Below are 24946 nucleotides of genomic sequence, written 5' to 3' on the forward strand. Positions count from 1 at the left end.
TAGAAAGAGGGAATTATTGAAAAATGAATCATCTCAAAAAGATATTGATCATCTCCAGTTTCATTATACTACTCTATTTGGGTTTCCTTGCAGGATGGGATAATAAGGGTATACTCTTTGATGAAAAGCTCCTGCTGTGGATCAGTGAAAATCAAAGCCCCGGAATGCTGGAATCTATGAAGATAATTTCCTTCCTGGGCTCGGAACTGTTTCTTTTTCCAGCTGTCGGCCTTGCAATTGTGTATATGGTGATTAGGAAGCACAATTATTCTGCTTGTATGCTTTTATTTGCATCATTAGGGAGCTGGTTGACAAATCATGCTCTCAAACAGATATTCCAAAGGGCCAGACCGGAGGAGTTCTTTAAAGTCCAACAAGGAGGCTTAAGCTATCCTAGCGGTCATTCCATGGTATCAATGTCCATGTTTCTGACAATTGCATTACTTATATCAAGGAAGCACGAGGGCAAAATCGATCCGAGACTTCCATATGCAGCAGCTATCCTGTATATTGGCTTAATGGGATTTAGCAGACTTTCTCTGGGAGTCCACTGGCCAACAGATATTCTGGGAGGATATGCAGGTGGGTATTTATACTACCTGGCATCCACCAGATTGATCGATCATCTGTCCAACAAGAAAAGGAGCAAGGCTCTTAGTTAACCTAAGATCGCCTTGCTCCTTTCATCCATGAACTGATTGCTGTAAAGGCTGTAGTAATATCCTCTCGCCTTTATAAGCTCTCTGTGTGTTCCATCCTCTATAACTCTTCCATCCCTAATAACAAGTATTCTATTTGCGTTTCTAATTGTAGACAGCCGATGGGCTATAACAAAACTTGTTCTGCCCTCGAGTACCCTTGAGATCGCATCCTGAATTATTTTTTCCGTTTCAGTATCGATCGATGATGTAGCTTCATCGAGGACGAATAGCTGAGGATTTCTGACTATTGCTCTGGCAAAGGATACAAGCTGCTTTTGCCCTGTTGAGAGTAGATTCCCGCCTTCACCTACCTGTGTATCATAACCATCCTTCATCTCAGAAATAAAGCTGTGGGCATTGACAAGCCTGCAAGCCTCCTCTATCTCCTCATCAGTTGCATCAAGCTTGCCATATCTTACGTTATCTCTTATTGTACCGCTGAAAAGATGTGGTGCTTGAAGGACGTAACCAAGGTTGTCGTGGATCCAGTTGAGGGGCATTTCCTTGTAATCATAGCCATCTATTAGGATCTCACCTTCAACAGGCTCGTAGAACCTGCAGAATAGATTAACTATAGTTGACTTCCCTGACCCGGTTTCACCAACAAGAGCAATCGTTTGGCCTGGGTCTACAGAAAGGTTAAAATCTGTCAGGACAGGCTCATCAGGATTATAATGAAAGCTCACATTTTTAAATTCCACCTTACCCTTTATACCTGGCCAAAGCTCTTTCTTCTGGTTGAATATATCTCCATATTTTCTAATTACTTCTTCACTGTCCTTGATGGCAGGCTCCTCACGGAGTAAAGAGAATACTCTTTCTGCAGACGCCTGAGCACCTTGTATTTCTGCGAAAATTGCCGCCATCTGCCTGACAGGTTCGAAGAACTGAGAGGTATATGATATAAAGGCAACCAAAGTACCATAGGTTATAGCGCCTGTGAGAATATACCCTCCTCCAAAGCTTAAGGCAAGGGCAGTACCAACGCTGCCAAGCCCAATGACAAGAGGAAGATAAACTGATGACAGGACAGCAGCTTTTATTGAGCTGTTTCTGAGAGAAGAAGTCAAGCCAGAGAATTCCTTAAGGTTCAATATCTCCCTAACTAGAGTTTTCGTTGTTTTAGCTCCCTGTATATCTTCGTTGTAAGCACCGGTTATCTGTGAATTTATCTTTCTAACCTCTCTTTGGGCGACTAATATCTTTCTCTGAAAGTAGACGCTGATAACCGCGAGTATTGGAATAACTGACAATGTTATGGCTGCAAGCCTGGCATCGAGTATAAACATGTATATTGTTACTCCTGTCATCATTGTCATGCCCCAGGCCAGATCGACCAATCCCCAGCTTATAGTCTCGCTCAGTCTGTTAATGTCGGAGGTCATTCTTGCCATCAGCCACCCAACGGCCTTATCGTCATAATAGGAAAGTGAAAGCTCCTGAAGCCTTACAAATCCTATCCTTCTTATATCATGAGCCATTGAGGTTTCAAGTCTGCCTGCGAGTTTTATGAAGACAAAGATTATTCCGCATAGTAGTGCAACAGCAAAAATATAAATAACTATAAAGCTCCCAAGTCCATCAAGAGAGTTTTTTTCTATAAAATTATCAACCGCATATTTTGATAATAGCGGAAAGGTACTGTCCATAGCGCCTAAGGCAGCCATAATCCCAGTGAGTTTGAGAAATTCCTTTTTATAGGGTTTTAGATAGGTAAAGAAATCCCTCCATATCCTAAGCTCTACCTTCGGAGCTTTGTTTTTTACTTCATCCATAGAAACACCTCCTAAACTGCTTCCATATCCTCATCAATTGAGGATTGGATCTCATATACTCTTTTATATAGTCCCTCGGTATTGATTAGCTCCTCATGAGTACCCTTCTGGACTATTTTGCCTTTGTCCATGACTAAAATAATATCTGCTTCAGATACTGTAGAAATTCTATGAGATATTATTATTGTCGTAGATTTGTTACTTCTGGCTAAAAGAGCTCTTCTTATTTGTACATCTGTTTCAGCATCAACAGCAGATAGCGAATCGTCAAAAACCACGATCGGAGTTTCGCTGATTATTGTCCTTGCTATCGACATCCGTTGCTTTTGTCCACCTGAAAGCGAGACCCCTCTTTCCCCGACAAGAGTATCGTACTTCTTATCAAATGATTGAATATCATTGTGGATAGATGCAGTCTTTGCAGCTACGAAAACAGTCTTATCCTCCTTTGTAGGATCTGTTAGTCTAATATTTTCCTTGATAGTCTTTGCGTATAGGAAAGGTTCCTGAAGAACCAATCCGACGTTTTTTCTTACCCACTGTCTGTCGATCGACTTAAGCTCCATTCCATCAATTTTAATTGAGCCGTCATCATAATCGTATAATCTTGGCAGTAAATGTACTAATGAACTCTTTCCTGATCCGGTTGAACCGATTATGGCCAGGGTCTGACCCTTCTCAACAGAAAAGCTTATATTATCAAGAACCTTCCTATCTTCCTCGTAGCTGAAGCTTACATTTCTGAACTCAATATTTCCCTGGATGTCGGGCTCCTCTCCGTTCTCGACGAGTATTTCAACTGGAGCAGCTAGGATCTCGTCTATCCTCTTGATGGAAACGGTAGCCTTTCCCATATCAGTGAGAGTCCTTCCAAGCTGTCTGACAGGCCAAACCATCATATTGACATAGCTTATAAAAGAAATCAGCACACCCAGCGTCAGACTTCCCTGTACAACCATCCAGGTGCCGACCACTATTGTCAGTCCAACCTGAAGCATACTTATTAAATCAGAGACTGACCAGTACATTGCTAGGTTCATAATAAGCTTATTTACCAGAACTCTGTACTCGCTGTTTCTTACATCGAATTTTCCAAGCTCGTATGCTTCCCTGGCAAAAGCCTTAACTACCCTAATTCCTGTAAGGTTCTCCTGTAAGGTTGTCGTCAGCTTCGCCTCTGACTCATCAGCTTCTTTGAAATCCCTTTGGACTCTTCGGAAAAAAATCAGGGCAAATGTAAAAGTAAATGGAAGAAGAGCTACTGAAACAAGAGCCATGACAATATTGAGTCTAAGCATTATTTGCAGTATAAACAACAGCATGAATAATGACCCTGCGACTTCAATCAGTTGTACCGACAGAAATCTTTTGATCGTTTCCACATCAGAGGTACACCTTTGAATCAAATCTCCTGTGTCAGCCTTAACATGATAGCTGTAGGGCAGCTTCTGTATGTGATCATAAAGTGAATTCCTGATCTTCATAGAGATGTCCTCAGCGCTTTTAACTGATAAGTAACCCTTTAGGTATAGAAAAATTCCTCTTAATACAGTGTTAAGAACTATTATTGCTCCAATTATCCACAGACTGCTTCTTAATACTTCTCTTCCTCCGAGCAATTGCAGAACACCTCCTGCTATTGCAGATGAAGCAGGCTTGTCACCAATTACAGAATCGACGGCAGTTCCAATTATTAGCGGACCCAGAGTATTGAACAGCTGAGATATTACCACAGCCAGCACACCCAGCAGGTATAGCCCGGCATAGCCCCTGGTAAAGGGCAGTATTTTTTTCACATCCTTCATAATAAAACCTCCCAATATAAAAATGCCATAGGTCATCGGCCTATGGCATATCATTTGCTTTAGCATAGTAAAGAAAACGAGGATAAAAAAGGCCATAGGCACACACCTATGGCTAAAGTACTAATTTACCTGATACCAGAGCATAGGTCGTGACCAAAAACTATGATTATTTTATTAGTGCCGCTTTCATTTATTCTGATTATCATCTTCACGACCTCCTTTCTTTTATCTCAAATTTTATTCTATACTAAAATGAGTAAATGTCAACATTTATTTTTTTGTGATATTCTAAGAACAGAATATCGTCGGCTTAAGGAGTATATTTATTGCTGTAGTATTGCCTCCAAAGCTTTAAGATCAATGATCTTGAACCTATTCTTATAGAAATCTATCAGCCCCTCCTCCTTCATCCTTATAAGCTCCCTAGAGAGTGAAGGCCTCGGGATATTTATCAGCTCTGCCATTTTTTTTCTGCTATAGGGGAGAGCAATATATCTGGACTTCTGGCGGCTGTACTCCAGAAGTAAAATGTTTACTATTTTTTTCCTGGCAGTATCCAGTGACAGATCTGTTATCCTGTCGTTGAGCATATGGATCCTTTTAGAGAGAACTCCGGCAAAGTTCTCCAGAACATTTCCATTTTTTGTAAGCATTGAAGTAAGCTCATCCCTGGGTATCATGAGGATACTGCTTTCAGTGGTGGATAATACCGTAGCAGGGTACTCCTTCTTGTGAGAGAAAACCAAGGATTCTGCGAAAACGTCTCCAGCACTGAAATGATTGATCGTTACAACCTTTCCTGAAGAGAATGGTTTGTGGATCTCTATTTCGCCTTCGAGTATTATAGAGAGGTGATTACATGGCTCACCCTCCAAAGCAATATAGTCGCCTGCATTATATGTCTTTGTTATGGAGTTCGTTCCATTGATCAGCTCGATAGCTTCTTCAAGTCGAATACCTGTGAATAAAATACATTTTTCCAATGAATCCATAAAATTTTCCACCTCCTTACCGATACTGAATCATTATACCCAAATAACCAATATGTTACAAAGAAAATAAGAGTCAACGCTTAAGTATTGGGTATCATATTCACATAGCTTGAGGTAAAGGGGTAAGAAGATGAATGAGATTTTGCTGATCAACAGAATCGATCATAAGGATTATAGCGGCAAGAAGCAGAGGATATTTTTTCAAATTGGAGGTATGAACCTCCCAAAGGTAGAAGAAAACCTGACCAGCGTACTTAATTTGTCAAGGCTTGTGGAGAAAGAAGATATCATTTTTAAATACAATGGTGTAGAGTTGAATATTTTAACTCAATCAATTCCCATTATTGTCAAGCTGATGACAGAAAGCAATCTTTCGATTTATTCAGTATATGCTATTTACGATCCAAGACCCTGATGTGGGACTAAGGCTGATTATACCTGACCTTAATGGGTATATATAGCCTTGAGTGAATAAAACAAATAAAATTATTACAGGAGGATAAAATGAACGAAAAATTACTTACAGCACTAAACGACCAATTTAACTTCGAGATGCTTTCAGGTTATTATTATCTTGCAATGGCAGCATACTGTGAATCAGAAAATATGAGAGGAATGAGCCATTTCCTGGTTGAGCAAGCTAAAGAGGAATATGAGCATGCAATGAAATTCTACGGATTTATCAATGATATGGATGGAAGAGTAACTATGAAGGCTATGACAGAGCCTAAAAACGACTACGGATCATTCCTGGAGGTTTTTGAGGCTGCGCTGGAGCACGAAAAGCTGGTAACATCCAGGATCTATAACCTGTTGGATATTGCAGCCGAAGAGAAATGCTATCCTGCAGTACAGTTCCTTCAGTGGTTTGTAGAAGAGCAGGTAGAGGAAGAGAACAACATGAAGGACATCATTTTCAAACTTAAGGGAGTTCAACATCATTTCCATGGTTTGATGATGATAGACAAAGAGCTTGGAGCAAGATAAGTTAAAAATAATGGGCAGCCCTTTGGGTTGCCTTTTTATTTTTTTGAAAGCTATTGACTTATATATTCTAATATTCTAATATTGTGATATGAGAATATTTAACAATATCCAACGATTGGAGGTTGAGGATGAAATACGATCTTAGCAAGCTGGAGGAAAAGGCGGCATTGCTTAAGCTTATGTCACATCCTGTAAGACTTTGCATTCTTAGGGGATTAGTAAGAGAGGGAGCAAACAATGTAACCTATATGCAAGGGTGCCTTGACATCCCTCAATCTACTATATCTCAGCATCTTTCCAAGCTGAGGCTTGGTGGTTTGGTCAAGGATGAAAGAAGAGGAACAGAGGTTTATTATTCAGTTTCAAGCTTGGAAGCAGAATCGATTATTAACCAGTTATTTTTAGAGGAGGAATCCAATTGTCAAGAAAGGTAGTAATAGTAGGTGGTGTGGCTGGAGGTGCAACTGCACTTGCCAGATTGAGAAGGCTTGACGAGACTGCAGAAATAGTATTATTTGAAAGAGGAGAATATATCTCCTTTGCAAACTGTGGTCTTCCATATTATATTGGTGGGGCTATCGAGGAGCGAGATGCTCTTCTTGTTAGTACACCGGAAACCATAATGAGTAAATATAACGTAGATGTTAGAAATCTTTCAGAGGTCACGCAGATCAACAGGGAAGAGAAGACTGTTGACGTGAAGAACATACGAACAGGAGAGCAATATAAAGAAAGCTACGACTATCTGTTGCTTTCAACAGGCTCAAGCCCCATAAAGCCACCTATACCGGGAATTGACTCCCCGAATATTTTCAGCCTATGGAATATACCTGACACAGATGCAATAAAATCCTACCTTCAGGATAATAAACCCAGGAGTGCCGTAGTAGTAGGTGGGGGCTTCATTGGTCTTGAGATGGCTGAAAATCTATACGATCAGGGATTGAAGGTTTCAATTGTTGAGATGCTTGATCAGGTAATGGCGCCAATCGACTTCGAAATGGCTCAAATAGTCCATGAACACTTAAAAGCAAAGGGAGTAGACCTTCATCTAAAGGATGGAGTAAGTAAATTTGAATACAGCAATGGATCGACTACCATCACGCTGCAATCAGGTGCTCAGGTTTCCGGGGACATGATAATCCTATCGATCGGAATAAGACCTAATGGCGAGCTTGCTAAGGCTGCAGGACTTGCACAGAACCAAAGAGGTGGAATAGTGGTAGATAAGTACCTGAAGACCTCTGATGATTCTATCTACGCCATAGGAGACGTAATTGAGGTTGAGGATTATGTAAATAAGGTACAGACTATGGTTCCTCTGGCTGGTCCTGCTAACAAGCAGGGAAGGATAGTTGCGAATAATATCCTGGGAAGCTACAGGGAAGAGTATAAGGGAACTCAGGGAACTAGTATTGCCAAGGTTTTCGACCTTGCGGTTGCAAGCACAGGTGTAAACGAAAAGACTTTGATAAGGATGGGTAAGGAGTATAAAAAGGATTACAACATAGCTTTGATCCACCAGAACTCACACGCCGGTTATTATCCTGGAGCTCTTCCAATGACCATGAAGCTTTTATTCGACATGGAGGGTAAGGTCCTGGGCTCGCAAATAGTTGGGTACGATGGAGTGGACAAGAGGATCGACGTAATTGCAACTGCAATTAGATTTGGTGGTAAGATCGAGCATCTGATCGACCTTGAACTGGCATACGCTCCCCCGTATGGATCTGCAAAGGATCCTGTCAATATGATTGGCTTTGTTGCAGACAACCTGTTAAAGGGAATGACCGAGCAGGTATTGTGGAGAGAACTGGAAACCCTTGATATGGACCAGTATAAGGTACTTGACATTCGCGAGGATATCGAACGTGAGATTGGGACTATAGAAGGCTCGATCCACATTCCTTTGGGTGAGTTGAGAGACAGACTGGGCGAGCTGGACAAAGAAAAGACTTATATAACTCTTTGTGCGGTTGGTTTAAGGGGATATATTGCAGAAAGAGTTCTTAAGGACAAAGGCTTCAAGGCCGTTAACCTTGCTGGAGGCTTTACAACTTATAAAAACATGTACAGACAAAGTGATAAGGCTGCTCCTCAGGAACCAAAGTCATTTTCAGATTCGGGGGTTTCAAATGTGACCGTGGGAAAGCAGTAACCCCGGCAGGGGAGACCGTAAAGCTCAATGCTTGCGGACTCTCCTGTCCGGGGCCTATAATCCAGGTTGCGGACAAAATGAAGACCTTGAATGAGGGAGATGTATTGGAGGTATCTGCTACAGACCCTGGATTTTTAAGTGACATAAGGGCATGGTGCCGAAACACAGACAATACATTTGTATGCGATGAGAAACTGACAAACAAATGGGTCGTACAGATCAAGAAAGGACTTGAAAAAGAGGTATCTTTACAAACTGGACCTACTGTTCAAACATCTAAAGAAAAAACCATGATCGTTTTTAGTGGTGACCTTGATAAAGCTATAGCATCCTTTATAATAGCAAACGGGGCTTCTGCAATGGGGAATAAAGTAACTATGTTTTTCACCTTTTGGGGATTGAATATACTGAGAAAGCATGAACCTGTAAGTGTCAAAAAGGATTTCATGGCTTCAATGTTCAGCAGTATGATGCCAAGAGGAAGTAAAAAACTTGGTTTATCAAAAATGAATATGGCAGGTATGGGGCCACAAATGATCAGAAAGGTCATGAACGATAAAAACATATCATCTCTTGAAGAACTGATTGAAACGGGAATAAAATCAGGAATAAGGATGGTTGCTTGTCAGATGTCTATGGATGTGATGGGTATAACTCAAGAGGAGCTAATCGATGGAGTTGAGATTGGTGGAGTAGCTACAATGCTTGATGCAGCAGATGGTTCAAACATGAATCTATTTATTTAAGATTAGAGAAAGACCAGGTGTATAATCTGGTCTTTTTTGATAATACTGCTATTTTTTGGGTATATACAATTTGGGTTTTACTTCCGATTACGGTATGGACTAGACCTTTGTAATCGGGTATAATAACCATAGTGATCAATTTTGAAATGATTACAGCTATTATCTACCAAACACAAAACTACTTGAGAAAACAAAAGGAGGAATTACTATGAACGCTATGACCCAAGACAATTTAAGATCTGCTTTTGGTGGTGAGAGCCAGGCCCACATGAGATACAGAATATGGGCGGAGAAAGCTGAGAAGGATGGTTTTCCAGCTGTAGCAAGACTTTTCATGGCTACTTCAGATGCGGAGCAGGTCCATGCAACACTACACTTCAAAGCACTTAAGGATATCCATGGTGGTTTCACAGTAGTATCAGGCGGAGAATTCGGACTAGGAACAACCTCCGAAAATCTTGCAGGAGGAATCGCTGGCGAGATGCACGAGGTGACTCAAATGTACCCAGCTTACATATCAGTTGCTGAAATGCAGGGAGAAAAAGCAGCAGTACAAGCTATGAAATTTGCAGTTGCCGCTGAGCAGGTCCATGCTGATTGCTATAAGCTGGCAAAGGCATCAGTAGATGCTGGCAAGGATCTCGAAGCTAAGGCAATTGAGCTTTGTCCTGTATGCGGATACATCTCCCTGACAGGTGAGGAGGACAGCTGTCCAATCTGTAACGCAAAAAAATCAGTCTTTGTTGCATACTAAAACGACAGACGCCATACGGCGTCTGTTTCATTGTTTGAGATAAAGGAAGGATGTTGGGAATGCTTTTTGAGACACTTTTATTGGCGATTATCATTGGATACCTTAGGAAAGGAAGGCTTTCTAACCTCGAAGGTCTACCACTTAAGGGCTGGCCTCTTATTACCGCTGGTATTTTAGTTTATTTCCTTCAGATATCTATTTTAAGGCTTTCAGATGGGAATATTGCCAATATAGTATTCATCAACCTTAAATGGTTTCAGATAGCCTCAATTGCTTCAATAATTGCCGGTCTTTTGATATCTTCAATGGAACCTGGATATGTGCTTTCATCTTTTGGCATACTTCTAAATATGATTGCAGCCTTTATTAATGGAGGTAGGATGCCTGTTTCCCCAACAGCTCTTGAGAAGCTGGGTTTGTTTGAGCAACTGTCAGTGCTTCAGGCAGGAGGTACCTCGGTACATCAGCTTTTAGACGAAACAACCAAACTGTACCTTCTATGTGATGTTATCCCAATACCTGTAATTACACCAAAGGCAGCAAGCCTTGGAGACCTGATTCTATCAATTGGAATTTTTCTAATTATTCATAAATATATGATTTCAGCTAAAGCGTTGCATAGCTGAGAAATAAGAGATAAAATGTATTTGTTGGAGTTGATGATGCTATGAAAAAATTGTCATTCTTAATTGCTGCTATCTTATTATCTGCAGGTATCTTTATAGTAGGCGAAATAGTCAATGCAAAGATAACAGGGATTGCTCCGACCGAAAATGAAAACGTTATCCCGAATATTGATGTTCCTGTTGCTGAAGCTCCGATACCTGAAGAGTCTGCTCCCGTTCTGGAGGATACAATAGTAACAGTGATTGCTGCCGGAGATATAATGTTCCACTATCCTCAGGTAATCAGTGCAAAGGCGGAGAATGGAGGCTACGACTTTTCATCTCCATTTGAATATATAAAGGATCACGTCCAGGGAGCGGACCTTGCAATAGCTAATCTGGAGACTGTTATCGCGGGTGATGGTGAGACCCCAAGGGGCTACCCCAGGTTCAGAAGTCCCAAGGAGGTCCTGGATGGAGTCAAGGATGCGGGATTTGATATGCTCGTGACAGCAAATAACCATTCTGCAGACAGGGGTAAAGACGGGATATTAAAGACTATAGAGGAGCTCGAAAACAGACAGCTGGAATATATAGGAACAAGCAGGGGAGAAAAGCGTGATTATATCATAAAAGAGGTTAATGGAATCAAGATAGGTTTTCTGTCCTATACATTTGGTCTTAACGGCCTGGAAAGTCTGTTGACTTCGGAAGAACTTCAGAATATGGTCAATCTGATCGATGCGGAAAGAATCTCAATGAGCATAGCTGAAGCAAAATCGAATGGAGCAGAGGTCATCATCGTTTATCTCCACTGGGGCCATGAGTACCATAGACAGGCATCGGATGAGCAGCGTTCATTAGCAGCATTTCTTTCAGAGAATGGTGCTGACGTGATCCTTGGGAGCCATCCTCATGTTGTCCAGGAGATGGAATCAATCAGTACTAAAGGTAAGGAAATACCAGTGGTTTATTCCATGGGGAATCTATTATCCAATCAAAGGTATGAGACGATGGGTGTATCATATACAGAGGATGGGCTGTTGGTTTCGATCAGGATCGTTAAGAAGTGGGATACTGGAGAGGTTTCGATAGAGACTTTGATTCCTGTTCCTACCTGGGTAAATAGATGGAGTACAGGCAGCGGCAAATACAATTACAGGATACTTCCTGCAGAGGATGTACTCTCAGGAAAACTTGGGTTGGAGCTTTCTCCTGAAACCACTCGAAGGATCAAAAAATCCCTTGAAGATACAATGGACACCCTCGATGGATCAGAATGATTCTGCTTTATCATGAATTTGAAGGATATATTTATATATACAAATTGAAGCGCTACTAATGTATAATAGAATTGAAGGATCCCAGAGAAAAGGCGTGATTTGATTGCAATACCTGGCCGACATTTTTGCAAACATAAGAATAAGGGATATCGTAGACATCCTGATAGTTGCTGTGGTCATCTACAAGCTATTCACGCTCATCAAGGAGACTCGGGCGGAGCAGTTGATCAAGGGGATCGGGGTATTGCTTGTACTTACCAAGGTAAGTGATTGGCTCCAGCTGTACACGATCAATTGGATACTAAACAATGCAATGACTGTCGGTACATTAGCGATCCTAATTGTATTCCAGCCGGAGCTAAGGAGAGGTCTTGAGTACATAGGCAGAAGCCGGTTCTTCTCAAAATCCTTGATTGAGATCAGGGGAGAAAACATGTCAAAGGTTGTGGATGAAATAGTTGAAGCTACAGCCTCTTTGTCGCGTCAAAAAATTGGAGCCCTTATGGTTTTGGAAAGACAGACAGGCCTTAATGAGGTGGTAGATACGGGAACTAAGATAGGAGGGAACGTCAGCAGCGACCTTCTCATAAATATATTTATTCCCAATACTCCGCTGCACGATGGGGCTGTAATAATAAAAGACGATGTAATAAAGGCGGCTGCATGCTTCCTGCCGCTGACCGACAGCTCGACTGTGAGTAAAGAGCTGGGTACGCGTCATAGAGCAGCTCTTGGTATATCAGAAAGATCAGACAGCTTGTCAATTGTGGTTTCTGAAGAAACAGGTGCAATATCTATTGCTGAAAATGGTACTATCTCTAGATATCTAGATGCTAAGACCCTTAGGCAGATACTGCTTGACATGTATAAGCCGAAGGACAGCAACCAGACATTCATAATGAGATGGAGGCGAAAAGATGAAGAGGAAGAGTGATATCACGGCAAAAATTCTAACTCTCGTCATAGCCATTTTTCTCTGGAGCTATGTCATGAGTGATACCAATCCCATAATAGAGAAACCTGTAAGAAATGTCGCCGTGGCTTATGCAAACACTGCAGCATTGGATAGGCAGGGACTTGTAATAATGGGACCGGAGGAAGTAAAGATAAACGTAAGAGTTAGCGGCCAAAAAGCTGACATGGATAAGTTTCTGACTTCAAATATTTTTGCACAGGTAGATTTGAGCGGTTATAGCGAGGGACAGGTCAAGGTACCGGTCACAGTGGGTATACTAGATCAGACCTCAGGTATATCCATATTAAGTTATGAACCAAAAGAAGTACTGTTTACCTTCGACAGAATAATTACCAAGGAGGTCCCCATATCAATAACTACATCCGGGGAATTGCCTGAAGGCTATGTTCTGGGGGATATTCTTGCAAGACCACAAAGCATACTGCTAAGAGGCCCGCGTACATGGGTCAATGAGGTAGACTCAGCGATTGCTCTTGTTGATATATCAGGTAAAACAGATATTATCAATCTTTCAGTACCAATTAAGGCCGTCACAGATTCCGGAGAAGAGGTAAGAGGAGTCGAAAAAGAACCTGGAATCATTGATATGACCCTGCCGGTATTCAAAACTGCACTGGTGCCTGTACAGCTTACAACTGTAAACGAGTTGCCTGAGGGGTTATCTCTAACAGAGATAAATATTTCACCTGAAGAGGTGATGTTAAAAGGCGATGAGAGTGTAGATTTTCTTGACAGGATAGAGACCATGCCTATAGATGTCAATGGATTGCTTGACAATAGCTCAGTAGAAGTCCAGTTGAATCTTCCAGGTGGCATAACGATGCTGGATCCAAATCAGAAAATAACAGTATCCTACAAGGTAGAGGAGACTGTTCAAGAAACAAGGCAGTTCACATTGGATCAGGTGAGGATATTAAATCTTCCTGAAGGGTTGAGTTTAGGCGAGCTGGATGATGGGGTGGTTTATACAGTAGTGGTTAGGGGATACAGGTCGATTATTGAGGAGATGGATTTTGTTGACGCTTTCAGACCAGCATTAGACCTTAAGAACCTGGAGGCTGGAAGCCATGAGATAGGTTTGAGCTTCTCGTCTATATCTGATGTTAATATTGAATCCGTAGTGCCCAATATTGCAGTTGTAAATCTTATTGAGGAGTAAGGGGGAGAATATGGAGAAAAGATATGTTTTAGCTATAAATCCTGGCTCAACTTCAACAAAGGTATCCTTATTCGAAAGGGATGAAGAATTTAAGACTAAAAAGCTCGATCATCTTGCAAAGGACCTTGAGGGATTTAATTCAGTAGTAAACCAATATGACTACAGACTTGGTATAATAATGGACTGGCTTAGGGAGGAAGGGATAACTCTCGATCAGCTTGAGGCAGTTGTGGGAAGAGGTGGACTTCTTAAGCCGATGCCCAGTGGGACATATAAAGTGACAGATGCAATGGTCGAGGACCTGAAAATTGGGGTACAGGGACAGCATGCCTCGAATCTGGGAGGTCTTCTTGCCAAGGGAATAGCAGACAGGATAGGCGTACCGTCATTTATTGCAGATCCGGTTGCAGTTGATGAATTCGAAGATGTGGCTAGATTATCAGGATTAAAGGAGCTTCCGAGAAAAAGTCTTGTACATGCACTGAATATCAAAGCTGTTTGCCACAGGTATTCCAGGGAGCATAATATTGCTGTAGATGAGTTGAACCTTATAGTTGCACATATGGGTGGGGGAATATCTGTATCTCCAATAAAGAAAGGCAAAATTGTGGATGCCAATAATGCTAATAATATGGGTCCATTTTCTCCTGAAAGATCAGGCGGACTTCCAGTTTGGGATATAGTCGAGATGTGCTTTTCCGGTGAATATACCGAAGGGCAGATAAAGAAGATGCTCGTAGGAAAGGGAGGCTTGGTTTCCTACCTTGGTACATTCGATGGCAGAGAGGTTGTCAAAAGAATAGAAGATGGAGATGAATATGCCAAGCTAATATATGATGCGATGGCATATCAAATAGGCAAAGAGATCGGAGCCTGCGGTCCTGTGCTGAAGGGCAAGGCGACAGGAATAATCCTTACTGGAGGCCTTGCATACTCGTCTTATCTGGTGGACAAGATAACTGAGATGATATCTTTCCTGGCACCTGTGACTATTTATCCCGGGGAGGATGAAATGATCGCTCTAAACCAGGGTGCAAGACGTGTCCTGGACGGCGAAGAAGGATTTAAGATCTATGAGGATGAGGTGTTATAATGGCAAAGAATTTTGAAGGACTTTTCAAGCTTGCTCTGGAAAAGGGCCCAAAGAAGGTTGCAGTTGCTGTAGCCCAGGATGAAGACGTTTTAGGAGCGATAAAGGAAGCTTACGAGAAAGGTATAGCCATCCCTATTTTGGTTGGCGATAGAGAAAGCATTGAAAAAATAGCCTCTGACATTGGATTTGATCTGAATGGGATCGAGATTATTGATGAAAAGGACGGAACACTTGCTTCAAGAAAGGCAACTACTCTTGTCAGCAGCGGAGAGGCTCAGGTTCTAATGAAAGGCCTGATCGATACATCCGTTATAATGAAGCAAGTTCTGGATCCTGAAATTGGCCTTAGGACAGGAAATGTCATTAGCCATGTTGCCGTATTCGAAATACCTACGTACCACAAGGTATTTATAGTAACAGATGCAGCGATGATAATTGCTCCTGATCTGGAACAGAAGAAACAGATAATTGAAAACGCAGTACAGCTTGCTCATGCGCTTGATATTACCGAACCTAAGGTTGCGGTACTTGCAGCTAAGGAAAAGGTTAGCGAGAAGATGGAAGCAACTGTCCATGCAAAAGCCTTAGCTGATATGAATAAAGCTGGGGAGATAAAAGGCTGTATCGTCGACGGGCCTCTAGCCCTGGACAATGCAGTAAGCAAGGAATCAGCAAGGATAAAGGGAATTGACAGCGTAGTTGCGGGAGATGCAGATATTCTGCTTGCACCGGATATTGAAGCAGGCAACATACTATATAAATCACTGAGCTTTCTTGGAAATGCAAAGTCAGCCGGTTTGATAGTTGGAACAAGTAAACCGATCGTTTTGACCTCGAGGGCCGACAGTGAGGAAGCAAAGCTAAATTCGATAGTTCTTGCCACCTTGATGGCATAAGGAGAGGTGAATATGAAAAAATATAGGATGTTGATCATCAACCCGGGGAGTACGTCGACAAAGATTGCCGTCTATGATGGTGAGACTATGTTATTCGAGGAAACGTTAAGACACGATGTAGACGTTCTCTCAAAATTTGGGGGTATCATCCAGCAAATGGACTTTAGAAAAGACATTATTCTGGATGCTCTTGGGAGGAATTCGATAGATAAGAAAACGATTTCCGCAGTAGTGGGAAGAGGCGGACTATTGAAGCCTATAGAGGGAGGAACCTATGAGGTAAATGAAGAGATGCTAAAAGACCTTAGAAACTCTGAAAGGGGTTGGCACGCTTCAAACCTTGGAGGACTTATTGCTCACGAGATTGCCAGGGAAATAGGAGGCAGAGCGTTTATAGTAGATCCTGTCGTCGTAGACGAGCTACAGGATGTGGCAAGGATCTCCGGGCTGAAGGGAATCGAGAGAGTGAGTATTTTCCACGCACTTAATCAGAAAGCCGTTGCCAGAAGATATGCCCTGTCGATAGGCAGAAAATACGAAGAACTAAACCTTATAGTAGTCCATCTGGGTGGTGGTATTTCAGTAGGTGCTCATAAGAAGGGCAGAGTAATAGACGTTCCCAACGCCTTAAACGGTGAAGGTCCATTCTCCCCTGAAAGGGCAGGAGGGCTGCCTATTTGGGATCTGGTAGAACTTTGTTTCTCAGGGAAATACACAAAGGATGACCTTAAAAAGATGATAGTCGGTAACGGCGGAATAGTATCATATCTTGGCACCAACGATGCTCGTGAGGTCGTCAAAAAAATCGAGAACGGTGATGAATATGCCAAGCTAGTTTACCAGGCTATGGCTTACCAGGTAGCTAAGGAGGTCGGCGCATCATCTGCTGTTCTTAAGGGTGATGTTGACCAAATAATAATTACAGGTGGAATTGCCTATGATAAAATGTTCGTCGGCTGGCTGGAAGAGATGATAGGCTTTATATCCGGAGTAACAGTATATCCTGGAGAGGATGAGCTCAAAGCTCTTGCAGAGGGAGGCTTGAGAGTCCTTACCGGTGAGGAGGAGCCAAGAGTATATAGTTAGGAGAAACTGATGATTAACGACAAGAGAATAAGAATTGTCATAGGTCACTATGGCAGTGGCAAAACGGAATTTAGCGTAAATTATGCTGTTAAGCTTGCAGAGAGAGGAAGAAAAGTTGGACTCGTGGATCTTGATGTGATCAATCCTTATTTCAGATCAAGGGAAAAAACGGCACTTTTGTCTGGTCTGGGGATAAGGGTGATTGGCAGCAATCTGGAAGGAAATTCTCTGGATATACCTGCAATCTCAGGTGAGGCTGCTACTCCTCTCCAGGATACAAGCTACGATGCGATCCTGGATGTGGGAGGAGATCCTGCAGGTGCAAGGACTTTGGGGAGGTATTTCCCAATTTTGAAGGATGGGGAATATGACATGTTCTTCGTACTAAATGCTAACAGACCGGAAACGCAAACAGTAGAGAAGGCGGTGGAGTACATCGCAAAAATTGAAGCAACTGCAAGGGCGAAGGTGACTGGTATAGTAAATAATACACATATGCTGAAGGCTACTTCTGCAGAGGATGTTATCAGAGGATATGAACTGGCAGTGCAGGTGTCTCGAGCGGCGGGAATACCTTTAAGGTATAATTCCTGTATGGAGAGCCTGACCGAGGGGCTGCCAGATGAAATAATGACCAATGTCTTCCCGATCAAGCTATTTATGCGGGAAGAATGGATGATATAAGAAAAAGGAGGAATAAGATTATGGCAAAGGTCAAAGGCAACGTGACGTTTGAAGAGGACCTGTGCAAGGGCTGCGGTCTTTGTGTGTCTGTATGTCCAGTAAATATTATTTCACTCGATACCGGCAGGATAAACAAAAAAGGGTATTACCCAGCTGCCATAGAAGAGATGGATAAATGTATAGCATGTACCAATTGCGCGACAGTTTGTCCTGATTTGGTCATTACTGTTGAAAGACTGTAAAGGAGGGTTACATATGACTAAGGTTCTCATGAAAGGGAACGAGGCTGTAGGAGCCGCTGCAATAGCTGCAGGCTGCAAGTACTTTTTTGGATATCCAATAACTCCTCAGAGCGAGGTTCCCGAATATTTATCCAGAGAACTCCCCAAAATCGGAGGAGTGTTCGTTCAAGCTGAATCAGAGGTAGCTGCAATAAACATGGTATACGGAGCTTCAGGCTCTGGGGCAAGGGTAATGACATCATCCTCAAGCCCAGGGATAGCTCTTAAACAGGAAGGAATATCCTACCTTGCTGGTGCAGAACTGCCATGTATTATCGTTGACATGGCAAGAGGAGGCCCAGGCTTAGGGTCGATCCAGGCAGCACAAGGCGACTACTTCCTAGCTACTAGAGGCGGAGGAAATGGCGATTACAGACTCATAGTACTAGCACCAGCTAATGTGCAGGAGTTGGTAGATCTTATAATCGATGGTTTTGACCTTGCTGACCTGTACAGAACTCCGGTAATGATTCTTGGCGATGGTATGATAGGCCAGATGATGGAACCTGTAGAGTTTAAAGAAAGACCAAAAATGGACCTTCCTCCTAAGGATTGGGCAACAGTAGGGACTGGTGGGAAGAGAAAGCCAAATATAATCAACTCGCTTTTCCTGGATGCTGAGCTTCTCGAAAAGCACAACCATAATCTTCAAGCTAAATTTGCCAGGATCAGAGAAAACGAGAAAAGAGTAGAAACATATAATATAGAGGATGCAGATCTTGTAATAAGCGCTTATGGAACCACCTCAAGAATCGCAAAAACTGCAATAAGCAAGCTGGAGAAGGAAGGCTACAAGATAGGTATGATAAGACCGATCAGCCTTTATCCTTTCCCAAATGAAGCTTATGAGAACATAAACCCAGCATGTAAGGGAGTTCTTACTGTTGAGATGAGTGCTGGTGGACAGATGATCGACGATGTAAGGCTATCACTTAACGGATCCATGCCAACCTATTATTATGGACGATCAGGTGGAATGGTACCAACTCCAGAGGAAATAGCCAATAAGGTTAAGGAAATTCTTGGAGGTGACAAATAATGGCTGTCATATTTGAAAAAACTAAAGGATTGACTGACAAGACCTTCCACTATTGTCCCGGCTGTACTCACGGAGTAATTCACAGATTAGTAGCTGAAGCACTGGTTGAACTGGGAGTTCTTGATAATGCCATCGGAGTTGCACCCGTAGGCTGCTCGGTTTTAGCTTATGACTACTTTAACTGCGATATGCATGAGGCTGCTCATGGACGTGCTCCGGCTGTGGCGACTGGAATTAAGAGAGTTCACCCAAACAATTTCGTATTCACCTACCAGGGAGATGGTGACTTGGCTGCTATAGGAACCGCAGAGATTGTTCATGCTGCTCACAGAGGGGAAAAGATTTCAACGATATTCGTCAATAATGCTATCTACGGAATGACTGGCGGACAAATGGCACCCACTACTCTTGTAGGACAAAAAGCAACTACGGCACCCTATGGAAGAGATGAGGCTACTGCAGGTAGGCCAATCAGAATGAGTGAGCTTTTAGCAACTATAGATGGAGCAGCTTTTGTTGAAAGAGTAGCAGTCAATACTCCGGCTAATATAAGAAAGGCTAAAAAAGCAATCCTCGAGTGCTTCAAGATCCAGCTTGAAGGCAAGGGCTTTGGAATAGTGGAGGTTCTTTCCACGTGTCCTACAAACTGGGGACTGACTCCTGTTGAGTCGATGAAATGGCTTGCTGACAACATGATACCTTATTATCCGCTTGGGAACTTTAAAAAGCCAGAGGAGGTTAAATAGATATGGATGAGAGATTGATTATCGCCGGCTTTGGAGGACAGGGTGTAATGGCGATGGGCCAACTTTTAACATACTCAGGGATGATCGAAAATAAAAATGTATCGTGGCTTCCATCCTACGGACCTGAAATGAGGGGAGGAACAGCCAACTGCAATGTTACTATATCTACTGACCCAGTGGGCTCACCTGTTGTAGTTGAGGCTACGACTGCAATAGTGCTCAATCTTCCTTCCTTAGACAAGTTTGAGGATAGTGTTGAGCCAGGTGGGAAACTATTCATAAATTCTTCTCTTATTACTAGAAAATCAAAAAGAGAAGATGTTGATGTTTATTATGTACCTGCAAATGATATCGCAAATGAACTTGGGAATCCTAGGATAGCTAACATGGTAATGCTTGGAGCATACCTGGAAGTAACGAAGGCAGTTGGATCTGGATCCATAGAAAAAGCCTTTGGAAAAGTATTTGGGGAGTCAAAAGCTCACCTGCTTCCTATCAATAAAGAAGCTCTTGAAAGAGGAGCCAAGGCTGTCAGAGAAACTGCAAACGTATAAAATAAGACGCTGGACAATTAGTCCAGCGTCAAGCTTTTTGTTAACTCCTCCATCAGTTCCTTTACAGTTGTAAGCTTATCGATCAGATAACCTCTTTTTCCGATGAAAACCAGCCCGTTGTCCACATCTCCTGTTACAGATCTTATAAGCGCACTTGTTATGCAGTACTGGGTTGTTGCCGGGTTGCAGGGTGTAAGGCAGTTATAGCACTTGGTTACCTTCTCTCTTTCAATGGATACCCTCTTGATGAAATCGTTTAGGATCGCCTGACCGGGCATTCCGACCGGGCTTTTGACATAGCCAATATCATCCTTTTTGATCTGGATATAAGCTTCCTTAAAATTTATGTGTGCATCACATTCTTCTGTTGCTACGAAACGGCTGCCCAGTTGGACAGCATCTGCTCCAGTTTCAAGAAGCTCTTTTATCTCCTCGCTGTAGTAGATACCACCTGCAGCGGCAATTGGGATTTTCTTATTGTAGGCTTCTTCATAAGGCTTTATAGCTTCCCGGACCTCCTTAACTAAATCACGGATATCAGGAAGATTTCCGCTTTTCAGAACCTCCTCAGAAAATCCCAGGTGACCTCCAGCCATTGGACCCTCTACCACGATAAGATCCGGTAAATAGTTGTGCCTCTTAGTCCATAACTTGGTAATTACTGCAGCCGCCTTACCGGAGGATGCGATTGGTGCGATTTTTGTATCGCTGCCCTTCACAAGCTCAGGAAGTTCACTGGGTAAACCGGCTCCAGAAATTATCAAGTCAATGCCTTCCTCAACTGCTGCTTTGACCATTTCCCTATAGTTTTCGATTGCAACCATAAGATTAACTGCAAGAATACCATTAGGACTCTTCTCACGCGCAATTTGAATTTCCTTCCTTAACCCTCTTATGTTTGCCTCGTTGGTATTGGTCATGAAATCAGGCTCTCTGAAGCCAATCTGGACTCCTGATATTGTTCCTATTCCGCCTTGATTGGCGACTGCAGATGCTAGTCCCGATAGAGAAACTCCAACTCCCATACCACCCTGGATTATCGGTACTCTGGCAAGCTTGTTGCCAATTATTAATTTATCCATCGTCGATCCCTCCATCAGTTTTCGATTGCAAACATGAACTCTCCCTCTGCAGCAAGTTCTCCGCCTACGAAAGCCCTGCCCTCTCCAATTCCTATTCCGCCTCGAACTCTCGTAATCTCTACCTCGATTATTAAGCTATCACCAGGTACTACCTTTCTTTTGAACCTAAACTTGTTGATTCCCGCAAAATAGGCAGTTTTACCTTTGAATTGCTCTTGGGACAAAAGAATCACCGCACCCGCTTGTGCCATGGTCTCGATTATGATGACACCAGGCATGACAGGATTATTTGGGAAATGTCCTGTAAAGTAGTTTTCATTCACTGTTACATTTTTATAACCTGTACCCTTAAGACCATCTTCGCTGACCTCAACCTTGTCAATAAAGAGAAATGGGTACCTGTGTGGGATGATTTCCATTATATCCTTGATCCCGTATTCCTTCATTATATAACCTCCTGCTTTAGGTCATTTGGCCAGAAAAATATTGCCAAAGCCTTCGATATGCTTTATACTATCCTTATGTTTGCACTCACCTAAACTCAATGATAATTTAAATTGATGTTTTTTGCAAACTATTAATTAATGGAGGTGTTGTCTTTATAAAAGACGATACGGTCAATCAGGAGGTGGACAATTGAAAAGAATATCGGTTGGAATAACCGGTCTTGGAAGCTATGTACCGGATAGGGTCGTAACTAACGATGACATTTCAAAGCTTGTGGATACAAGTGATGATTGGATAGTAACCCGAACTGGTATCAGGGAGAGAAGAGTAGCAGACGAGAATGTTGCGACATCTGATCTTGCGGTTAAATCGGCAGAGCTTGCTTTAAAGGATGCAGGAATAGATGCTGATGAATTGGATCTTATCATCGTAGCTACCGCAACGCCTGATCATGCCTTTCCATCGACAGCTGCACTTGTGCAAAAAAGCATTGGAGCATCAAAGGCAGCAGCATTCGACCTAAGTGTGGGCTGTTCAGGATTTATCTACGGCATGGTAACCGGAGCAAACTTTATTACTTCGGGGATGTATAAGAAGGTTTTGGTTATTGGTGCTGAAACACTCTCAAAAATAGTGGACTGGACTGACAGAAATACTTGTGTATTGTTTGGAGACGGTGCAGGAGCGTGTGTATTGGAATCATGTGACGAAAGTTTTGGAATTTTAGCTTCAGAGCTTGGGTCAGATGGTCTCAACGGAGACGTTTTAATATTGCCTGCAGGCGGCTCAAGATATCCGGCAACTGCAGATACAGTTGAAAAAAAGCTTCACACTATAAAAATGGATGGGAAAGAGGTCTTCAAATTTGCTGTAAGGGTTATGGAAAAATCGTCTATGAGAGTTCTGGAAGAGGCAGGGCTCACTCAGGACCAGCTTGATTTCCTGATACCCCACCAGGCAAACATGAGGATAATTGATGCAGCTATGAAAAAGCTGCAGTTGGGTAGAGAAAAAACACATATAAATCTCGATAAGTACGGCAACATGTCCGCTGCTTCAGTTCCTGTTGCCCTGGATGAGGCTTTCAGGGAAGGGAAGATCAAAGAAGGGGATGTTTTGCTTCTGATCGCATTCGGTGCAGGATTGTCCTGGGCCTCTATTGTCATGCGCTGGAACAGGAGGGACAGAGATGTTTAGAACAAGAGTAACCGAGCTATTAGGTATCCGATACCCAATAATACAGGGCGGTATGGCATGGGTTGCCACTCATGATTTAGCAGCAGCAGTATCTGAAGCCGGAGGTCTTGGAATAATTGCAGCAGGTAATGCCCCTGGAGATTTTGTAAGAAATGAAATAAGGGCTCTTAAGAGTAAGACTGATAAGCCCTTTGGTGTAAATATTATGCTTCTTTCACCCTTTGTTGAAGAGGTTGTGGAGATAGTTTGTCAGGAGGGAGTTCCTGTGGTTACCACTGGAGCAGGAAATCCAGGGAAATACCTTGACCGATTCAGAGAAAAAGGTATCAAGGTCATTCCGGTAGTACCTTCTGTTGCCTTGGCTAAGAGACTTCAAAAACAAGGTGTAGATGCTTTGATAGTTGAGGGAACCGAGGCTGGAGGTCATATAGGAGAGCTGACTACTATGGCTCTTGTTCCACAGGTATGTGATGCGGTTGATCTTCCGGTAATTGCAGCAGGTGGGATCGCAGACGGAAGAGGTTTTATTGCTGCCCTGGCTCTCGGAGCCGAGGGAGTCCAGGTTGGGACAAGGTTTGTATGCTCAACTGAAGCAAAGGTCCACTCCAGCTACAAGGATGCCCTGATAAATGCCAAGGACAGAGATGCAATAGTCACTGGAAGAACGACCGGTCACCCTGTAAGGGTTATAAGGAATCAGTTCACCCGTGAGTTTTTGGAGATGGAAAAGAATGGAGCGGCAATTGAAGAGCTTGAAGCCGCCGGTGCAGGTAAATTAAGACTTGCGGTCGTAGATGGAGACATTGATAATGGCTCAGTCATGTCAGGGCAGATTGCAGGAATGATAAAGGACATAAAAAGCTGCAAAGACATAATTGAGGGAATGGTTCAGGAAGCTTTGACTTCCCATGAAAGAATCAAGCAATTATCAGGAGGTGGTCTTGATGGCTAAAACAGCATTTTTGTTCCCAGGACAGGGAGCTCAGCATATAGGCATGGGAAGGGACTTTTTTGAACAGATAAGAGAGTCCAAGGAGGTGTTCAAGGAGGCAGACGAAGCCCTTCAAATGGACCTGTCAGGCTTGATATTCGAGGGATCTGAGGAGGAACTCAAGAAGACTGAGAACACACAACCAGCAATCCTGACTGCCAGCATTGCGATGCTCAAGGCTCTTGAAAAAGAGGGTATAGACTGTGATTACACAGCTGGTTTGAGTCTTGGTGAATACAGCTCGCTGGTAATGAGCAAAGCATTGAGATTTTCAGATGCACTTAAAATAGTCAGAGAGAGAGGAAAGTTCATGCAGGAGGCCGTTCCAAACGGAATAGGCGGTATGGCTGCTTTGCTGGGGATGGACAGAGAGCTGTTGCCGCAAGTCCTTGAGGCATCTAAGGATTTTGGTATAGTAGAGGTTGCAAACTACAACAGTCCGGACCAAATCGTCATATCCGGGGAAAAGAACGGTTTAGCGATAGCGTGTGCCAAGGCTATGGAACTTGGTGCAAAAAAAGCTGTGGAGCTTCCTGTAAGTGCACCATTCCACACCTCGATGTTAACTCCTGCGGGAGTTAGGCTCGAAGGGGAGCTGAGGAAGATATCCCTTGGAGAACTTGAAAAAAAGGTAGTCTCAAACGTTGACGGAAAAGTAATAGGCTGCAGGGAAGAGCTTGTAGGCAAGCTTGTAGACCAGGTCTCAAGCTCAGTAATGTGGCAGCAGTCAATTGAGTATATGCTTAATGAGGGAGTTGATACCTTCATCGAGATTGGGCCTGGAAAGTCACTTTCCGGCTTTGCTAAGAGAATAAGCAAGGCAATGGGTAAGGATGTCAGGATACTTAACGTATCCTCTGTAGAAAGCTTCAAAGAAACTGTCGAGAAGCTTACAAAGGGGGCTTAGTT

27 protein-coding genes are annotated in these 24946 nt (G+C 42.8%); 22 read left to right on the forward strand and 5 right to left on the reverse strand.

Features of this window, described 5'->3' with window-relative positions:
- Nucleotides 1-23: 23 nt before the first annotated feature.
- Nucleotides 24-662 (forward strand): phosphatase PAP2 family protein, encoded by a 639-nt coding sequence (locus AC4PHB_RS01530; RefSeq protein ID WP_492136907.1) that lies wholly within the window; start codon nt 24-26, stop codon nt 660-662.
- On the opposite strand, the gene AC4PHB_RS01535 is transcribed toward AC4PHB_RS01530, so the two are convergent.
- From AC4PHB_RS01535 to AC4PHB_RS01545, 3 genes are all read right to left on the reverse strand, one after another.
- Nucleotides 659-2476, reverse strand: coding sequence for an ABC transporter ATP-binding protein (locus AC4PHB_RS01535; protein ID WP_492136908.1), 1818 nt, complete (start codon nt 2474-2476; stop codon nt 659-661). The two genes, AC4PHB_RS01530 and AC4PHB_RS01535, sit on opposite strands and share 4 nt — an antisense overlap.
- A gap of 11 nt (nt 2477-2487) precedes the next feature.
- Nucleotides 2488-4281 carry an ABC transporter ATP-binding protein gene (locus AC4PHB_RS01540; protein WP_492136909.1) on the reverse strand — a complete coding sequence of 598 codons (1794 nt, stop codon included), beginning with the start codon at nt 4279-4281 and terminating at the stop codon, nt 2488-2490.
- 323 nt (nt 4282-4604) lie between these two features.
- Entirely contained in the window at nt 4605-5273 is a 669-nt protein-coding gene (locus AC4PHB_RS01545) for a Crp/Fnr family transcriptional regulator (protein WP_492136910.1), read from the reverse strand.
- A gap of 130 nt (nt 5274-5403) precedes the next feature.
- Between AC4PHB_RS01545 and AC4PHB_RS01550 the strand changes: the two genes are divergently transcribed.
- The 18 genes from AC4PHB_RS01550 to AC4PHB_RS01635 all read left to right on the forward strand — a co-directional run bounded on the left by AC4PHB_RS01550 (nt 5404) and on the right by AC4PHB_RS01635 (nt 20320).
- Nucleotides 5404-5688, forward strand: a complete 285-nt coding sequence (locus AC4PHB_RS01550) for a hypothetical protein (RefSeq protein WP_492136911.1) — start codon at nt 5404-5406, stop codon at nt 5686-5688.
- An 89-nt stretch (nt 5689-5777) separates the two neighbouring features.
- Nucleotides 5778-6260, forward strand: a complete 483-nt coding sequence (locus AC4PHB_RS01555; RefSeq protein WP_492136912.1) for a ferritin — start codon at nt 5778-5780, stop codon at nt 6258-6260.
- A 128-nt stretch (nt 6261-6388) separates the two neighbouring features.
- Nucleotides 6389-6694, forward strand: a complete 306-nt coding sequence (locus AC4PHB_RS01560; RefSeq protein WP_492136913.1) for an ArsR/SmtB family transcription factor — start codon at nt 6389-6391, stop codon at nt 6692-6694.
- On the forward strand, nt 6679-8418 hold the full coding sequence (locus AC4PHB_RS01565) for an FAD-dependent oxidoreductase (RefSeq protein WP_492136914.1): 1740 nt from the start codon (nt 6679-6681) through the stop codon (nt 8416-8418). Before AC4PHB_RS01560 ends, AC4PHB_RS01565 begins: the two co-directional genes overlap by 16 nt.
- Before the next feature lie 77 nt (nt 8419-8495).
- A complete protein-coding gene (locus AC4PHB_RS01570; protein ID WP_492136915.1) occupies nt 8496-9164 on the forward strand; it encodes a DsrE/DsrF/DrsH-like family protein in 669 nt (222 codons plus the stop codon).
- Nucleotides 9165-9372: 208 nt separating this feature from the next.
- Nucleotides 9373-9918, forward strand: coding sequence for a rubrerythrin family protein (locus AC4PHB_RS01575; protein WP_492136916.1), 546 nt, complete (start codon nt 9373-9375; stop codon nt 9916-9918).
- Between the two features lie 59 nt (nt 9919-9977).
- Nucleotides 9978-10544 carry a DUF5317 family protein gene (locus AC4PHB_RS01580; RefSeq protein ID WP_492136917.1) on the forward strand — a complete coding sequence of 189 codons (567 nt, stop codon included), beginning with the start codon at nt 9978-9980 and terminating at the stop codon, nt 10542-10544.
- A 50-nt stretch (nt 10545-10594) separates the two neighbouring features.
- On the forward strand, nt 10595-11806 hold the full coding sequence (locus AC4PHB_RS01585; protein WP_492136918.1) for a CapA family protein: 1212 nt from the start codon (nt 10595-10597) through the stop codon (nt 11804-11806).
- Nucleotides 11807-11909: 103 nt separating this feature from the next.
- Nucleotides 11910-12740 (forward strand): diadenylate cyclase CdaA, encoded by an 831-nt coding sequence (gene cdaA, locus AC4PHB_RS01590; protein WP_492136919.1) that lies wholly within the window; start codon nt 11910-11912, stop codon nt 12738-12740.
- A complete protein-coding gene (locus AC4PHB_RS01595; protein ID WP_492136920.1) occupies nt 12724-13941 on the forward strand; it encodes a CdaR family protein in 1218 nt (405 codons plus the stop codon). Before cdaA ends, AC4PHB_RS01595 begins: the two co-directional genes overlap by 17 nt.
- 10 nt (nt 13942-13951) lie before the next feature.
- Nucleotides 13952-15034 (forward strand): butyrate kinase, encoded by a 1083-nt coding sequence (buk, locus tag AC4PHB_RS01600; RefSeq protein WP_492136921.1) that lies wholly within the window; start codon nt 13952-13954, stop codon nt 15032-15034.
- Nucleotides 15034-15930: a phosphate butyryltransferase gene (locus AC4PHB_RS01605; RefSeq protein ID WP_492136922.1), complete on the forward strand. Its 897-nt coding sequence runs from the start codon at nt 15034-15036 to the stop codon at nt 15928-15930. Before buk (AC4PHB_RS01600) ends, AC4PHB_RS01605 begins: the two co-directional genes overlap by 1 nt.
- A gap of 12 nt (nt 15931-15942) precedes the next feature.
- Nucleotides 15943-17016: a butyrate kinase gene (gene buk / locus AC4PHB_RS01610; protein WP_492136923.1), complete on the forward strand. Its 1074-nt coding sequence runs from the start codon at nt 15943-15945 to the stop codon at nt 17014-17016.
- 9 nt (nt 17017-17025) lie between these two features.
- On the forward strand, nt 17026-17700 hold the full coding sequence (locus tag AC4PHB_RS01615; protein WP_492136924.1) for a nucleotide-binding protein: 675 nt from the start codon (nt 17026-17028) through the stop codon (nt 17698-17700).
- Between the two features lie 20 nt (nt 17701-17720).
- Nucleotides 17721-17942, forward strand: coding sequence for a 4Fe-4S binding protein (locus tag AC4PHB_RS01620; RefSeq protein WP_492136925.1), 222 nt, complete (start codon nt 17721-17723; stop codon nt 17940-17942).
- A gap of 13 nt (nt 17943-17955) precedes the next feature.
- A complete protein-coding gene (locus AC4PHB_RS01625) occupies nt 17956-19020 on the forward strand; it encodes a 3-methyl-2-oxobutanoate dehydrogenase subunit VorB (protein ID WP_492136926.1) in 1065 nt (354 codons plus the stop codon).
- A complete protein-coding gene (locus AC4PHB_RS01630) occupies nt 19020-19766 on the forward strand; it encodes a thiamine pyrophosphate-dependent enzyme (RefSeq protein WP_492136927.1) in 747 nt (248 codons plus the stop codon). Before AC4PHB_RS01625 ends, AC4PHB_RS01630 begins: the two co-directional genes overlap by 1 nt.
- Nucleotides 19767-19768: 2 nt before the next feature.
- Entirely contained in the window at nt 19769-20320 is a 552-nt protein-coding gene (locus tag AC4PHB_RS01635) for a 2-oxoacid:ferredoxin oxidoreductase subunit gamma family protein (RefSeq protein ID WP_492136928.1), read from the forward strand.
- A gap of 17 nt (nt 20321-20337) precedes the next feature.
- Here the strand turns inward: AC4PHB_RS01635 and AC4PHB_RS01640 are convergent, their stop codons facing one another.
- Entirely contained in the window at nt 20338-21402 is a 1065-nt protein-coding gene (locus AC4PHB_RS01640) for an NAD(P)H-dependent flavin oxidoreductase (protein ID WP_492136929.1), read from the reverse strand.
- A 14-nt stretch (nt 21403-21416) separates the two neighbouring features.
- Nucleotides 21417-21848 carry a 3-hydroxyacyl-ACP dehydratase FabZ gene (fabZ, locus tag AC4PHB_RS01645; RefSeq protein WP_492136930.1) on the reverse strand — a complete coding sequence of 144 codons (432 nt, stop codon included), beginning with the start codon at nt 21846-21848 and terminating at the stop codon, nt 21417-21419.
- Between the two features lie 190 nt (nt 21849-22038).
- Between fabZ and AC4PHB_RS01650 the strand changes: the two genes are divergently transcribed.
- Genes AC4PHB_RS01650 through fabD form a run of 3 tightly spaced genes read left to right on the forward strand, consistent with a single transcriptional unit; the run spans nt 22039 to nt 24944 of the window.
- Entirely contained in the window at nt 22039-23046 is a 1008-nt protein-coding gene (locus AC4PHB_RS01650) for a beta-ketoacyl-ACP synthase III (RefSeq protein WP_492136931.1), read from the forward strand.
- Nucleotides 23039-23998 carry an enoyl-[acyl-carrier-protein] reductase FabK gene (gene fabK / locus AC4PHB_RS01655; RefSeq protein ID WP_492136932.1) on the forward strand — a complete coding sequence of 320 codons (960 nt, stop codon included), beginning with the start codon at nt 23039-23041 and terminating at the stop codon, nt 23996-23998. The genes AC4PHB_RS01650 and fabK overlap by 8 nt, the downstream gene beginning before the upstream one ends.
- Nucleotides 23991-24944, forward strand: a complete 954-nt coding sequence (gene fabD / locus AC4PHB_RS01660) for an ACP S-malonyltransferase (protein ID WP_492136933.1) — start codon at nt 23991-23993, stop codon at nt 24942-24944. The genes fabK and fabD overlap by 8 nt, the downstream gene beginning before the upstream one ends.
- The last annotated feature ends 2 nt before the right edge of the window (nt 24945-24946 follow it).

The sequence above is a fragment of the Gudongella sp. QWL-04 genome (genome assembly GCF_058683975.1).

Bases quoted from the DNA above. Each gene is read 5' to 3' on its own strand.
- AC4PHB_RS01570 (WP_492136915.1), top strand. From the start codon at position 8,496: ATGAAGACCTTGAATGAGGGAGATGTATTGGAGGTATCTGCTACAGAC.
- buk (WP_492136923.1), top strand. From the start codon at position 15,943: ATGAAAAAATATAGGATGTTGATCATCAACCCGGGGAGTACGTCGACA.
- AC4PHB_RS01620 (WP_492136925.1), top strand. From the start codon at position 17,721: ATGGCAAAGGTCAAAGGCAACGTGACGTTTGAAGAGGACCTGTGCAAG.
- fabZ (WP_492136930.1), bottom strand. From the start codon at position 21,848: ATGAAGGAATACGGGATCAAGGATATAATGGAAATCATCCCACACAGG.
- fabD (WP_492136933.1), top strand. From the start codon at position 23,991: ATGGCTAAAACAGCATTTTTGTTCCCAGGACAGGGAGCTCAGCATATA.
- AC4PHB_RS01545 (WP_492136910.1), bottom strand. From the start codon at position 5,273: ATGGATTCATTGGAAAAATGTATTTTATTCACAGGTATTCGACTTGAA.
- AC4PHB_RS01640 (WP_492136929.1), bottom strand. From the start codon at position 21,402: ATGGATAAATTAATAATTGGCAACAAGCTTGCCAGAGTACCGATAATC.
- AC4PHB_RS01625 (WP_492136926.1), top strand. From the start codon at position 17,956: ATGACTAAGGTTCTCATGAAAGGGAACGAGGCTGTAGGAGCCGCTGCA.
- AC4PHB_RS01595 (WP_492136920.1), top strand. From the start codon at position 12,724: ATGAAGAGGAAGAGTGATATCACGGCAAAAATTCTAACTCTCGTCATA.
- AC4PHB_RS01535 (WP_492136908.1), bottom strand. From the start codon at position 2,476: ATGGATGAAGTAAAAAACAAAGCTCCGAAGGTAGAGCTTAGGATATGG.
- fabK (WP_492136932.1), top strand. From the start codon at position 23,039: ATGTTTAGAACAAGAGTAACCGAGCTATTAGGTATCCGATACCCAATA.
- AC4PHB_RS01530 (WP_492136907.1), top strand. From the start codon at position 24: ATGAATCATCTCAAAAAGATATTGATCATCTCCAGTTTCATTATACTA.
- AC4PHB_RS01560 (WP_492136913.1), top strand. From the start codon at position 6,389: ATGAAATACGATCTTAGCAAGCTGGAGGAAAAGGCGGCATTGCTTAAG.
- AC4PHB_RS01540 (WP_492136909.1), bottom strand. From the start codon at position 4,281: ATGAAGGATGTGAAAAAAATACTGCCCTTTACCAGGGGCTATGCCGGG.
- AC4PHB_RS01630 (WP_492136927.1), top strand. From the start codon at position 19,020: ATGGCTGTCATATTTGAAAAAACTAAAGGATTGACTGACAAGACCTTC.
- buk (WP_492136921.1), top strand. From the start codon at position 13,952: ATGGAGAAAAGATATGTTTTAGCTATAAATCCTGGCTCAACTTCAACA.
- AC4PHB_RS01575 (WP_492136916.1), top strand. From the start codon at position 9,373: ATGAACGCTATGACCCAAGACAATTTAAGATCTGCTTTTGGTGGTGAG.
- AC4PHB_RS01615 (WP_492136924.1), top strand. From the start codon at position 17,026: ATGATTAACGACAAGAGAATAAGAATTGTCATAGGTCACTATGGCAGT.
- AC4PHB_RS01605 (WP_492136922.1), top strand. From the start codon at position 15,034: ATGGCAAAGAATTTTGAAGGACTTTTCAAGCTTGCTCTGGAAAAGGGC.
- AC4PHB_RS01555 (WP_492136912.1), top strand. From the start codon at position 5,778: ATGAACGAAAAATTACTTACAGCACTAAACGACCAATTTAACTTCGAG.
- AC4PHB_RS01550 (WP_492136911.1), top strand. From the start codon at position 5,404: ATGAATGAGATTTTGCTGATCAACAGAATCGATCATAAGGATTATAGC.
- AC4PHB_RS01635 (WP_492136928.1), top strand. From the start codon at position 19,769: ATGGATGAGAGATTGATTATCGCCGGCTTTGGAGGACAGGGTGTAATG.
- AC4PHB_RS01580 (WP_492136917.1), top strand. From the start codon at position 9,978: ATGCTTTTTGAGACACTTTTATTGGCGATTATCATTGGATACCTTAGG.